The 12,595-nt window shown below is 72.2% G+C and carries 13 protein-coding genes; 8 read left to right on the top strand and 5 right to left on the bottom strand.

The genetic code is table 11. The features are described from left to right. Window positions 1-7: 7 nt before the first annotated feature. On the top strand, window positions 8-2,560 hold the full coding sequence (locus P2T37_RS05330) for a heavy metal translocating P-type ATPase (RefSeq protein ID WP_276235754.1): 2,553 nt from the start codon (window positions 8-10) through the stop codon (window positions 2,558-2,560). Between the two features lie 9 nt (window positions 2,561-2,569). Here the strand turns inward: P2T37_RS05330 and P2T37_RS05325 are convergent, their stop codons facing one another. Together P2T37_RS05325 and P2T37_RS05320 are read right to left on the bottom strand one after the other, a co-directional pair. Next, complete coding sequence (locus tag P2T37_RS05325; RefSeq protein WP_276235753.1) at window positions 2,570-3,217, bottom strand: alpha/beta hydrolase; 648 nt, start codon at window positions 3,215-3,217, stop codon at window positions 2,570-2,572. After that, on the bottom strand, window positions 3,214-4,119 hold the full coding sequence (locus tag P2T37_RS05320) for a VOC family protein (protein WP_276235752.1): 906 nt from the start codon (window positions 4,117-4,119) through the stop codon (window positions 3,214-3,216). Before P2T37_RS05320 ends, P2T37_RS05325 begins: the two co-directional genes overlap by 4 nt. A 97-nt stretch (window positions 4,120-4,216) precedes the next feature. Between P2T37_RS05320 and P2T37_RS05315 the strand changes: the two genes are divergently transcribed. Next, on the top strand, window positions 4,217-5,035 hold the full coding sequence (locus tag P2T37_RS05315) for an alpha/beta fold hydrolase (RefSeq protein ID WP_276235750.1): 819 nt from the start codon (window positions 4,217-4,219) through the stop codon (window positions 5,033-5,035). On the opposite strand, the gene P2T37_RS05310 is transcribed toward P2T37_RS05315, so the two are convergent. Beyond that, on the bottom strand, window positions 5,036-6,265 hold the full coding sequence (locus P2T37_RS05310) for an iron-containing alcohol dehydrogenase family protein (RefSeq protein ID WP_276235749.1): 1,230 nt from the start codon (window positions 6,263-6,265) through the stop codon (window positions 5,036-5,038). It lies immediately after the preceding gene. A 126-nt stretch (window positions 6,266-6,391) separates the two neighbouring features. Here P2T37_RS05310 and P2T37_RS05305 point away from each other — a divergent pair, with 126 nt between their 5' ends. The 6 genes from P2T37_RS05305 to P2T37_RS05280 all read left to right on the top strand — a co-directional run bounded on the left by P2T37_RS05305 (window position 6,392) and on the right by P2T37_RS05280 (window position 10,924). After that, on the top strand, window positions 6,392-7,303 hold the full coding sequence (locus tag P2T37_RS05305) for a CoA transferase subunit A (RefSeq protein WP_276235748.1): 912 nt from the start codon (window positions 6,392-6,394) through the stop codon (window positions 7,301-7,303). 1 nt (window position 7,304) lies between these two features. Further along, complete coding sequence (locus tag P2T37_RS05300; protein WP_276235747.1) at window positions 7,305-8,072, top strand: CoA-transferase subunit beta; 768 nt, start codon at window positions 7,305-7,307, stop codon at window positions 8,070-8,072. A gap of 78 nt (window positions 8,073-8,150) precedes the next feature. Then, window positions 8,151-9,104 carry a VOC family protein gene (locus P2T37_RS05295; RefSeq protein ID WP_276235746.1) on the top strand — a complete coding sequence of 318 codons (954 nt, stop codon included), beginning with the start codon at window positions 8,151-8,153 and terminating at the stop codon, window positions 9,102-9,104. 51 nt (window positions 9,105-9,155) lie between these two features. Next, window positions 9,156-9,872, top strand: coding sequence for a pirin family protein (locus tag P2T37_RS05290; protein WP_276235745.1), 717 nt, complete (start codon window positions 9,156-9,158; stop codon window positions 9,870-9,872). 138 nt (window positions 9,873-10,010) lie between these two features. Continuing rightward, the gene (locus tag P2T37_RS05285) at window positions 10,011-10,631 is read left to right on the top strand and encodes a VOC family protein (RefSeq protein WP_276235744.1); all 621 of its coding nucleotides are present in this window, start codon (window positions 10,011-10,013) and stop codon (window positions 10,629-10,631) included. A 68-nt stretch (window positions 10,632-10,699) separates the two neighbouring features. Further along, on the top strand, window positions 10,700-10,924 hold the full coding sequence (locus P2T37_RS05280; protein ID WP_276235743.1) for a helix-turn-helix domain-containing protein: 225 nt from the start codon (window positions 10,700-10,702) through the stop codon (window positions 10,922-10,924). 16 nt (window positions 10,925-10,940) lie between these two features. Here the strand turns inward: P2T37_RS05280 and P2T37_RS05275 are convergent, their stop codons facing one another. Together P2T37_RS05275 and P2T37_RS05270 are read right to left on the bottom strand one after the other, a co-directional pair. After that, window positions 10,941-11,543 carry a response regulator gene (locus tag P2T37_RS05275; RefSeq protein ID WP_276235742.1) on the bottom strand — a complete coding sequence of 201 codons (603 nt, stop codon included), beginning with the start codon at window positions 11,541-11,543 and terminating at the stop codon, window positions 10,941-10,943. Further along, window positions 11,540-12,562 carry a PAS domain S-box protein gene (locus P2T37_RS05270; protein ID WP_276235741.1) on the bottom strand — a complete coding sequence of 341 codons (1,023 nt, stop codon included), beginning with the start codon at window positions 12,560-12,562 and terminating at the stop codon, window positions 11,540-11,542. The genes P2T37_RS05275 and P2T37_RS05270 overlap by 4 nt, the downstream gene beginning before the upstream one ends. Window positions 12,563-12,595: the final 33 nt, after the last annotated feature.

Here is a 12,595-nt window from a genome sequence, read left to right as displayed (position 1 = left end):
CGGACCAATGAGCGACTCCACGCCCTCCGACGGCACGCCCGGAGGCGACCGCGACCCCGACCGCGTGCGGCTCTCCGTTCCCGACATGGACTGCGCCTCCTGCGCGCAGAAGGTGGAGCGGAGCGTCCGCGACCTCGACGGGGTCCGCGAGGTGGACCCGCGCCCGACGACGGGCGTGCTCGCCGTCGAGGGCGACGGCCTGACGGCCGCCGACGTGACCGAGCGGGTCGAGGCGGCCGGCTACGCCGTCGAGCGCGGCGACGGCTCCGCGACCCTCTCGGTTCCGGACATGGACTGTGCCTCCTGTGCCGACAAGGTGACGAACGCGCTCGGGCGCGTCGGGGGCGTCGGCGACATCGACGCCCGGCCGACGACCGGCGAGGTGACGGTCGGCTACGACCCCGAGCGCACGGACCTCGACGCGCTCGTCGCGGCCGTCGAGGCCGCGGGCTACGAGGTGGTCGAGAGCGACGACGGCGACGACGAGCGCTCCGGCGCGTGGACCAGCGCCCGCGCGCTCCGCACCTACCTCGCGGGCGCGCTCACCGTGGTCGGTATCCTGCTCGCCAACCCCGTCACGGGGTTCGAGGGGCCGGCCGTCGCGCTCGGCGGTCGCGCCGTCCTCGTCGGCGACCTCGCGTACCTCGCGGCGGTCGCCGTCGCGGGAACGACGGTGTTCAGGAACGGCTACTACTCGCTGCGCCAGCGGAGCCTCGACATCGACCTGCTGATGAGCGTCGCCATCCTCGGCGCGCTGATAGCGAGCGTCGTCTTCGCGCAGGCGCTCTACTTCGAGGCCGCGATGCTCACCGTGCTGTTCTCGGTCTCGGAACTGCTCGAACGCTACTCGATGGACCGGGCACGCAACTCCCTGCGCGAACTGATGGAACTCGCGCCCGACGAGGCCGTCGTCGTCCGGGACGGCGAGGAGGTCACCGTCCCGGCCGACGAGGTGGCCCGCGGCGAGGTCGTCGTCGTCCGCCCCGGCGAGAAGATACCCCGTGACGGCACGGTCGTCGAGGGGACGAGCGCCGTCAATCAGGCCCCGGTCACGGGCGAGTCCGTGCCCGTGGACAAGACCGCCGGCGACGAGGTGTACGCCGGCACGGTGAACGAGGGCGGCTACCTCGAAGTCGAGGTGACGAGCGAGGCCGGCGAGGACACCGTCTCGAAGGTGGTCGAACTCGTGGAGGCCGCACAGGCCGACCGCACCGACCGCGAGCAGTTCGTCGAGCGGTTCGCCGGCTACTACACCCCGGTCGTCGTGACCGCCGCGGTGCTGCTCGCCGTCGTCCCGCCGCTCGCCTTCGGCCTCGCGTGGAGCACCTACGTCGTCTACGGGCTGACCCTGCTCGTGCTGGCGTGTCCCTGCGCGTTCGTCATCTCGACGCCCGTCACGGTCGTCTCGGGCATCACCAGCGCGGCGCGCCACGGCGTGCTCGTGAAGGGCGGCCGCCACCTCGAATCGATGGGCGCGGTCGACGCCGTCGCCTTCGACAAGACGGGGACGCTCACGAAGGGCGAACTCACGGTGACCGACGTGGTGCCGCTGGGGGACAACACCGAGGCCGACGTGCTCCGGTGTGCCCGCGGGCTGGAACTCCGTTCGGAACACCCCATCGGGGACGCCATCGTCGCCCGCGCCGAGGAAGCGGGCGTCGCCGAGCGCGACGTCGAGGCGTTCGAGTCGCTCACCGGCAAGGGCGTGACCGCGGACCTCGACGGGACGCCCCACTACGCCGGCAAGCCGGGGCTGTTCGCGGACCTCGGGTTCGACCTCTCGCACGTCCACGCCGCCACCGACGGCGGCGTCGTCACCCGCACCTCCCGCGACCTCTGTGCGCGCAACGACTGTCTCGACCTGCTCTCGGACACGGTGCCCGCGCTCCAGTCCGAGGGGAAGACGGTCGTCCTCGTCGGCACCGACGATGAACTGGAGGGGGTCGTCGCCGTCGCGGACGAGGTTCGCCCGGCCGCCAAGCGCGCCGTCGCCGCGCTCCGCGAGGCCGGCGTCCACACCGTGATGCTCACGGGCGACAACGAGCGCACGGCCCGCGCCGTCGCCGCCGAGGTGGGCGTGGACGAGGCCCGCGCGGAACTCATGCCCGAGGACAAGGTCGCCGCCGTCGACGCGCTCTCCGACGAGTACGGCACCGTGGCGATGGTCGGCGACGGCATCAACGACGCGCCCGCGCTCGCGGCCGCCGACGTGGGCATCGCGATGGGGGCCGCGGGCACCGACACCGCGCTCGAAACCGCCGACATCGCCCTGATGAGCGACGACCTCTCGCGGCTCCCCTACCTCCACACGCTCGCCCGCCGGGCGAACACCACCATCCGGCAGAACGTCTGGGCCAGCCTCGCCGCGAAGGCCGCGCTGGCCGTCGCCGTCCCCTTCGGCCTCGTCCCCATCTGGGCCGCCGTGCTCGCGGGCGACGCCGGGATGACCGTCGGCGTCACCGGCAACGCGATGCGGCTGGCCGGCATCGCCCCCGAAGGAACTGACGCGGACGCGGACGCGGTCGAGGCCCCGTCCGGTCCGGCCGTCTCGGCCGACTGATTCTCCCCCTCACTCCGGCGCGACGCCCCCGACGAGGTCGTTCAGCCCCGCTATCTCCCCGTCGCCGACGGCGTGTCCGAGGTCCGGGTACGTCTCGGCCCGTACCTCGGCGCCCATCGCGCGGAGCACGTCGGCCGTCGCCGCGACGTGGGCCGGGCCGACGTACGGGTCCTCGTCCCCGACACCCAGGAACGCGGGCGTGCCGGCGAGCGACCCGTCGCGGGGGTCGAGCGCGTCCGTCGGGCCGAGCAGGCCCCCCGCAAGCAGGCCGAGGCCGCCGAACCGTTCCGGCCGCCGGGTCGCGTACTCGGCGGCGACGGCCGCGCCCTGCGAGAACCCGGCGAGGACGGTCCGGTCGGGGGCGATACCCGTCTCGGCGGCGAGGGCGAGCGCCCGCTCCACCTGCCCGAGCGCCGATTCGACGAACGCCTCGCGCCGCTCCGTGACGGGTTCGGCGAACCCGCCGGGGTACCAGACGCGGCCCGCGGCGGCGGGGGCGACGTAGAGCACCCCTCGACGGTACACGTCGTCCACGAGCCGCAGGATTCCCTCGGGCGAGTCGCCGCGGCCGTGGAGGAGGACGACGGCCGCCTCCGCCGCCTGCGGGGGCGCGCCGGCGGTCCGTATCGGCTCGTCGGCGTGCGGGTCGATGCTCATAGCGGGGGCAACTGCGACTCGATGAGGTCGCGGTCCTCCTCGAAGCGGTCGGGGAGGTAGAGGTGCTCGCCGGGCGCTGGGTCGCCCGCCGTGAGGTCCGTCGGTTCCGTCGCGAGTTCGAACAGGATACCGCCCGCGCCCCGGACGTACAGCGAGCGGTAGAACTCCCGGTCCTTCACGTAGGAGACGCGCGCGTCCTCGCGGTCGGCGAGCACGTCGCGCCACTCGTGGAGCGCCTCGTCGCTCTCCACGCCGAACGCGACGTGATGTATCGTCCCGGCGCCCTCGCGGCCGAACGGGGCCTCCCGGTCGAGGAGGTCCACGACGCCGCGACCCGTCTCGTAGCGCACGCGGTCGCCCTCCTGGCCGCCGCGCTCGAACCCGAACGTCTCCAGCAGGCTGGCGGTGACGAACGGGCTGGCCGAGAGCAGGGAGACGCCCGCGACGCCCCGAATCCCGTGTTCCGCGGGCACGTCGCCGCCGTCCCACGGCTCCGCGTGGGCGCGGGCGGTCACGAGTTCCAGCCGGGTGCCGTCCGGGTCGCGCACGGGGAGGGCGCGTTCCGCGAAGCGTTCCTCGACCGCCCCGACCTCGGCGCCCGCGTCCGCCAGGCGGTCGCGCCAGTAGCCGAGCGACCCCGCCGGCACCGCGAGCGAGGCGTCGGCTATCTGCGGGCGGCCCACGCGGCCGTCGGCCTCGTCCGGGAACGGGAAGGAGGTGAGCACGCTCCCCGCGCTCCCGGTCGCGTCGCCGTAGTGGAAGTGATACGAGAAGCGGTCCTCCAGGTCGACGGTCCGCTTCAGGAAGCGGAGGCCGAGCGTGTCGGCGTAGAAGCCGACGTTCGCCCCCGCGTCGCGGACGATGCCGGTGACGTGGTGGATGCCGCGGACGGTCGGTCGCACGTCCGGAGTTGGGTACCGCGCCGGATAAGTACGGTAGCGACACGCGCGTCACCGGTCGCGCCGCAACAGCGAAGGCGCCCCCGCGGCTCCGTCGGGTATGGACTCGCGAACCGTCGCCGGCGGGGGCGGCGTCGACATCCGCGTCGACGCGTACGGTCCCGCCGACGCCCGGCCCGTCCTCATGCTCCACGGCTACTCGCAGTGCCGGCTGGCGTGGCGCGGACAGTACCGCTCGTCGCTCGCCGACGACTACCGACTGCTGTGCGTCGACCTCCGGGGCCACGGCGCCTCGGACAAGCCGCGCGACGCCTACGACGACCCGGCGCTGTGGGCCGCCGATATCGAAGCCGTCCTCGACGCCTTCGGCGCCGAGGACGCCGCCGTCGTCGCGTGGTCGTACGCCGGCCTCGTCGCGCTCGACTACCTCGCGGAGCGGGGGACGGACCGCGTCGCGGGCGTCGACTTCGTCGGCGCGGTGTCGAGCATCGGGTCGCCCGAGGCGACCGCCCGCCTCGGCGAGGAGTACGTCGGGCTGATGGGCGACCTGACCGCGACGGACGCCGAGGCGTCGATGGCCGGCGTCGAGGGGCTCGTGCGCGTCTGTCGCGCCGGGGAGCCGTCCCCCGAGGAGCTGTACCTGGAGATGGGGTACACCGCCGCCGTCCCGCCGCACGTGCGCGACGCGCTCCGGTCGCGGACGGTGGACCGCGAGGACACCCTCGCCGGGCTGGAGGTGCCCGTCCTGTTCACCCACGGGAGCGAGGACGCCGTCGTCCTCCCCGAGACGGAGGCGCACCACGCCGACCTCCTCCCCACCGCCGAGCGCTCGGTGTACGAGGGCGTCGGCCACTCCCCCTTCGCCGAGGCGCCCGACCGCTTCAACGACGAGCTCCGGGCGTTCCTCGACTCGCTGTAGTCACCACGCCCGTTCGAGGACGGACTCGATGGCGGCCGTGTCGAGGTCGAGCCCGCGGGGCGCGGCGTCGAGCAGGCGGTCGTCGGCTATCTCGGCCGCGACGGCCCCCATGTCCCCCCGCGAGAACCCCTCCAGCGTCCGCAGTCGCGCGGGCAGGTCCAGCGCGTCGCGGACGGACTCGACGCCCGCGACCACCGCCTCCGCCTGTTCGTCCGGCGACAGCGCGGCGGCGTCGGCCCCGAACGCCTCGGCGAGCAGTTCGCGGCGGCCGTCGACGTGCTCGAAGACGTACCGGAGGACGTGGGGCGCGAGTATCCCGTGGGCCGTCCCCTGGTGGGCCTCGTAGTCGTGCGAGAAGCCGTGCGCGAAGGCGTGTATCACCGACACCCGGTAGCGGCCCGGCGTCGAGATGCCGTACTGCGCGAGCAGAACGCCGTCGACGGCCGCCGCGAGCTGTTCGTCCGACGGGTCGCCGCCGGCCAGCGCGCCCGCGTGGTCGGTCACCAGTCCGACGGCGCGCGAGGCGGTGCCGTCGGTGATGGGTGTCGAGTACGGCGAGTACAGCGCCTCGACGGCCTTGTCGAAGCCGTTCATCGCCGACGCCGCGAGCACGCCCGCGGGCGTCTCGCGGAACAGGTCCGTGTCGTAGAAGAGCGCCTCGGGCATCAGCCGGCGGTCCGCGATGTCGCCGTTGGGGAGTTCGTCGTCGGGCGCGGCCTCGGGGTCGAGCGCGAGCTTCGAGCCGGCGATGGCCGACAGGTCCGCGCCCGCGAGCGTCGTCGGGACGGTGAGCGTCGGCGTCGCGCCGCCGTCGGGGGCGACGACCACCTCGCCGCGGGCGACCATCCGTTCGGCGGTGTCGCGGAGCGGGCCGTCGTGTGAACACAGCGCCGCCGCCGCCTTCGCCACGTCGAGGCTGCTGCCGCTCCCGACGGCGACGAGCGCGTCCGCGTCCTCGCGCCGCACGCGCTCGGCCGCGGAGAGCGCCTCCGCGAGGTACTTGCCGGGCGTCGTCCCCGCGAACTCCCCGACGAGGCGGTCGCCGAGCGCGTCGCGCACCGGCCCCATCACCGCCGGGGTCGACCCGACCGTCCGGCCCGTGACGACGAGCGCGCGCTCGTAGCCGCGCGCGTCGAGTTCGTCGCCGAGCCTCGCGACGCGGCCGGGGCCGCTGTGTATCTTCCCCGCGGCGTAGTCGAACTCGAAGCCGGGCGCCGGGTCCGTCTCCATGCCGGCGGTCGGCGCGGCACCGGGATAAGCGTGGTCGCAGGCGGGAGAACCGCCGCCGCCGGCGGTTTATATGTGCGTCCGCGCCCCACCTCCGGTCATGACAGCAGACGCGCGGAGGCCGGCACCGTGACCGTCGTCGACATGGAGACGGCGATAGACGGGGCGCTCTCGGACGGCGACAGCCTCTACCTCGGCGGGTTCACCCACCTCATCCCCTTCGCGGCCGGCCACGAGATAATCCGGCAGGGGTACGACGACCTCCACCTGGTCCGGGCGACCCCGGACCTCGTGTACGACCAGCTCATCGCCGCCGGGTGTGCGACCGCGGTCACCTTCTCGTGGGCTGGCAACCCCGGCGTCGGGAGCCTCCGGGCGTTCCGCCGCGCGGTCGAGGACGGGGTCCCCCACGAGGTCGAGATAGACGAGTACTCCCACTTCGGGCTGACCTCGCGGCTCTCCGCCGGCGCGCGGGACCTCCCGTTCGTTCCCCTGCGGACGTTCCTCGGGTCGGACTACCCCGAGGTGAACGACAACATCCGCGTCGTGGAGAACCCCTACGACCCCGACGAGGAGGTGGCCGTCGTGCCGCCGCTGAAGCCGGACGTGGCCGTCGTCAGCGCCCAGCGCGCCGACGAGGACGGTAACGCGCAGATATGGGGCATCCAGGGCGAGATCGTCGAGGCCGCGATGGCCGCCGACACCGTCGTCCTCACGGTCGAGGAGGTGGTCGACGAGTCGGTCGTGCGCTCGGACCCGAACCGGACCGTCATCCCGGACGACGCGGTCGATTTCGTCGTGGAGGAGCCGTTCGGCGCGCACCCCTCCTACGCGCAGGGGTTCTACGACCGCGACAACGACGCCTACCTGGAGTGGGACGAGGTGTCGGGCACGCACGAGGACACGCTGGCGTGGCTCGACGAGTGGGTCCACGGCGTCGAGAACCGCCGCGAGTACATGGAGAAACTCGGCGCGGAACGCCTGCTCGACCTCCTGCCGAAGCGGAACTACGCGACGCCGGTGGACATGGGGGGGTACTGAGATGGCCGACTACACCGACACCGAACTGATGATAGCCCGCGCCGCCCAGGAACTCGGCGACGACGACACCGTCCTCGTCGGCGTCGGCGTGCCGAACATCGCCTGCAACCTCGCCAAGCGGACGGGCGCGCCCGGCCTGCGGATGATATACGAGTCGGGCACCGTCGATTCGGACCCCTCGTCGCTCCCGCTCTCCATCGGCGACCCCGTCCTCGCGTCGAACGCGCGCAGCGTCGTGCCGATGGTGGACGGCTTCGGCTACTACCTCCAGGCGGGCCGCATCGACGTGGGCTTCCTCGGCGGCGCGCAGATAGACAAACACGGCAACATCAACTCCACCGTCATCGGCGACTACGACGACCCGGACGTGCGCCTGCCGGGGAGCGGCGGGGCCTGCGAGATAGCGAGCAACACCGAGCGCACGCTCGTCATCACCCCCCACAGCGAGCGACGGTTCCCCGAGGAGGTGGACTTCGTGACGAGTCCGGGCTACGTCGGCGGGCGCGAGGGCCGCGAGGAACTCGGCCTGCGCGGCGGCCCCGAGGCCGTCATCACCGACAAGGCGGTCATGGAGTTCGACGACGCCGGCGAAATGTACGTCACGTCGCTCCACCCCGGCGTCTCCCGGGAGGACGTCCGCGACGCCACCGGCTGGGACATCTCGTTCGCCGACGAGGTGGCCGAGACGCCCGTCCCGACCGACGAGGAACTGCGGCTCATCCGGGAGGAACTCGACCCCGACGGGGTGTACACGGGCGGCGGGGAGTAGATAAACACGCGAGATACCGCGGGAATCCTCCCCTATGACAACGCTGTCCACGGTATCGGTCGTACCCGTGGGTGTATCATGGTAGCAGTCGACGGCATCCACCACGTGACGGCGTTCTCGGACGACCCGCAGGAGAACTACGACTTCTTCACGAACGTGCTCGGCCTCCGCTTCGTGAAGCGGACGGTGCGGTTCGACGTGCCCGAGAAGATATACCACCTCTACTACGGCGACGAGGACGGCACGCCCGGCACCGTCGTGACCTACTTCCCGATGTCCAACATGGAGATGGGCCAGGGACAGGTCGGCAAGGGGCAGATGGAGTCGACCCGGCTCGTCATCCCCGAGGGGTCGGTCGAGTACTGGACCGACCGCTTCGACGACCACGGCGTCGAGTACGCCGTGAGCGAGCGGTTCGACGAGACGGCCGTCGCCTTCACCGACCCGGACGGCACCCCGTACGAACTCGTCACGGGCGAGTCCTCCATCGAGCCGTGGGACGGCGGCGACGTGCCCGAGGAACACGGCATCCGCGGCTTCCACTCCGTCGCGCTGCTGTCGGCCGACCCCGCCGGCACCATCGACGTGCTGGAGACGATGGGCTGGGAGCGCGTCGGGATGCACGAACACTTCCAGGCGGCCGACATCGTCCGCTACCGCTCGCCGGTCGACGGCGCGCACGCGAACGTGGTGGACGTGCTCATCCGGCCCAACGCCCCGGAGGGCCGGCAGGGCATCGGCACGTACCTCCACGTCGCGTTCCGCGTCCCGAACAACTGGGAGCAGGACACCGTCGCCGAGGCGCTGGAGGCGAACGGCCACATCCCGACCTCGCGGAAGGACCGGGACTACTTCCGCTCGCGGTACATCTCGGAGCCGGGCGGCGCGGTCTTCGAGTTCGCGACGACCGACGGGAGCTTCGACGTGGACGAGCCCAAGGAGGAACTCGGCGAGAACCTCGTCGTCCCCGAGTGGCTCGACGTGGACCTCGAGTACATCGAGGAACAGCTCCCGCCGCTCGAAACCAACTGACGGAACCGCCGCGACCGCGACGGCTTTCCGGCGCCGTCCCCTCCCTCCGGTATGTCCGACCCCCGCGCCGCCGAGCGCGTCGTCCACCCCGGCGGGATGAACGCCAGCCGCGTGATGCCCACCGGCGCCCGCGACCACCTCGACCCGTTCGTCGTCTTCGAGCGCTTCTACATCGAGCCCCACCAGGGGTTCGACACCCACCCGCACCGCGGCTTCGAGATAATCTCGTACATGCTGGAGGGCGCGATGGCACACGCCGACTCGATGGGCCACGAGAGCGTCGCCCGCGAGGGGGACGCGATGCGCGTCACCACCGGCTCCGGGATGCGCCACTCCGAGATGCCCGACGAGGGCGCGGCCTGTAACGGCCTCCAACTGTGGGTGAACCTCCCCCGCGACGAGAAGACGGTCGAGCCGAGCTACGAGGACGCGAGCGCCGAGGAGCTCCCCGTCCGCGAGACGGACGGCGCGACGGTCACCACCGTCGTCGGCGAGGGGTCGCCGCTGTCGCTCCACACGCCCGTCTCCTACGAGGTGGCCGCGCTCTCCGGCGCGTGGACGTGGTCGGTGCCCGAGGGCTGGAACGGCTTCGCCTACGGTATCGACGGCGAAGGGACCGCCGACGGGGAGGCGTTCGGGGGCGGCGACTTCATCGACGTGGAGGGCGGCGGCGAGACGGCCTTCGACGGCGAGGGGCTCCGGGTCGCCTGTATCGCGGGCCGGCCGCACGGCGAGCCGATACGTCAGCGCGGGCCGTTCGTGGAGTAGGTCGCTCCACGAGCGACGGAACACGAGGCCGGCATCGCCGGCCGAGGAAACCGCGCCGCGACCCGGCGGTGACACCCCCGTCACCCGTGGACACGGGTGTCCGCGACGGCTTATGCCGGCGGCGCGCGAAGGGGGAGTATGTCACAGCAGTCCGACCGGCCGCCCGTCACCGCCGACCTGCCCGAGGCCCCGTTCCACACCACCGGTACCGATCACATCACCGTCTGGGGGTCGAACGAGGCGGACACCGTCGCCTTCTACCGCGACCTCTTGGGGATGCCGCTCGTGCTCCGCCAGCCGAACCTCGACGACCCCTCGCAGACGCACCTCTTCTTCGACACCGGGGACGGGCGCATCCTCACCTTCTTCGTGAGCGACGACCGCGACTCCGCGCGCGCTCAGCGCACCAGCACGGGCGCGGTCCACCACCTCTGTTTCAGCGTCGACCCGGAGGAGTTCGAGGAAGTCATGGCGGCCATCGAGGAGGACGGCCGCGGCTACAACGTCTTCGACCGGGGTATCTTCCACTCGCTGTACACCCGCGACAACAACGGCCTCGTCATCGAGCTCTCGACGGACAAGTACGAGATCCCCGACGACCGGCGCGGCGAGGTGCTGGCGACGGCCCAGCGGCTCCGCGAGGAGGACGGCGCCGACTACGCGGAGGACGAACACATGCGCGCGGCCATCGAGGAACTCGGCATGGAGGTCGTCGAGTACGACCTCCCCGACGCCGAGACGGGCGTCGGCGGTATCTGACCGGGCGAGAATTCTGTCGCCGCCTCCCGGACGGGAAGGTTCAAACCCCCGCGCGCTGTACGGTCGGCGTGAACGATTCCGCGGCCGTGCGCGGCGACGGCGGCCCGAAGCTCACCGACGAGGAGCGGCGCGTCGTCGAGGCCGCTCTCGACGCCGGCTACTACGAACAGCCGCGGAGGACGACCCACACCGAGGTCGCGACGATGGTCGGCTCCGACCCGGTGACCGTCGCGCGGACGCTCCGGCGCGCGGAGCGGCGGGCGCTCCGCGAGCTCTCCCTCACCGGGGAGTGAAATCCTTGTAGCGGGGTTACAGGTCCTGCATCAGCCGGGCGAACTCCTCGGGACCGAGGTCCGCGAGCAGTTCGTCGGCCTCGTACCGGAGCCGGTCGCGCCGGTCGGTCAGCTCGCCGAACTCCTCGCTGTCGGCCAGCTCCGAGTCGGTGTGTCGCTCGCGCAACAGCTCGACCTTCCGCGTCGTGGCCTCCAGTTCGGCGATGCGCTCGTCGTACGCCGAGCGGTCGAGCAGGCGCTCGATGACCGCCCGCAACTCCTCCTGCCCGACGGGCTTCTCCAGGTAGTCGTCGAACGGCATGTCCACCACGTCGAACGTCGGCGCGACGCCGGTGACCATCGCCACGCGCGGCGAGTGCTCGCCCTCGCGCACCCGTTCGAGCACCTCGTCGCCGTTCATCCCCGGCATCTGCCGGTCGAGCAGTATCACGTCCACCTCGTCGTCGAGCGTCTCCAGGGCCGCCTCGCCGGAGGTGGCCGTGCGCACGTCGTACCCGTCGAGCCAGAGGTCGAACGCCTGCGTCACGCGCTCCTCGTCGTCGACGACGAGGACGACCGGCTCGCGGCCGTCGTCGCCCGCGCCGTCCGTCGAGAGCCGGTCGTTCGAGGCCGCGGTCACCGCGTCACCACCTCGTGGAACTCGAAGCGGGCGCCGCCGTCGTCGCTCTCGCCCGCCCCGACGCGCCAGCCGTGGGCCGTCGCCACCGTCTCGACGATGTTCAGGCCGATGCCGGTCCCTTCGTCGGCGGTCGTGTAGCCGTGCTCGAACAGGCGGTCGGTCTCGACGCCGTCGAGCCCGCGGCCGTCGTCCTCGACGTAGAAGCCGTCGGGGAGCGCCCCGACCCGCACGCTCCCGGCGTCGGCGTGGTCGTCGACGTTGCGGAAGAGGTTCTCAAGCAGCGTCCGGAGCCGCTCGGGGTCGGCCACCAGCCGCCGCTCGTCGGTCTCGAACGTCTGGTCGCCGCCGGCCACGTGCCACGCCTCGTCGGCGACGGTTGCGAGCGACACCTCCTCGGGGTCGTCGACGGCCTGCCCCTGCGTCGCCAGCGCGAGCACGTCGTCGACGAGTTCGTCCATCCGGTCGAGCAGGTCGTCCAGTTCGGCGAGGGCCTCCTCGTCGTCGTTCGCGCGCGCCACGGCGAGCGTCGCCTTCGCCGTCTGGAGCGGGCTCCGCAGGTCGTGGCTCACGACGGAGGCGAACCGTTCGAGCTGCTCGTTCTGCTGTTCGAGCTTGCGCTCGCGCTCCTTCCGGTCGGAGATATCGCGCATGATGCCCGAGAACACCGTCTCGCCCTCGTACTCGTACTCCTCGAAGGTGACCGAGACCTGTATCTCGTGGCCGTCGGCGTGTTCGGCCGGCAGCTCGATGCCGCCCCAGTCGAGGGTGCGGTCGCCGGTCTCCAGGTACCGGTCCACGGCGCTGTGGTGGGCCTCGTGGAACCGGTCCGGCATGATCCGCGTCAGCGGCTCGCCGACGAGTTCGGCCGGCTCGTAACCGAACACCCGCTCCGTCGCGTCGTTCGCGAAGCGGATGCGGCTCTCCGTGTCTATCGTCACGATCGCGTCGGAGCCGTTCTGGACCAGCGCCTCGAAGAACGCCCGGTCGGTGAACGACTCCGGTTCCATCCCCGCGGCCATTCTATTGTACGTATGTACACCGCGACCCACCAT

It is taken from the genome of Halosegnis marinus (assembly GCF_029338355.1).
Taxonomy (GTDB): domain Archaea; phylum Halobacteriota; class Halobacteria; order Halobacteriales; family Haloarculaceae; genus Halosegnis; species Halosegnis marinus.
This window is presented reverse-complemented; position numbering and strand designations above follow the sequence as displayed.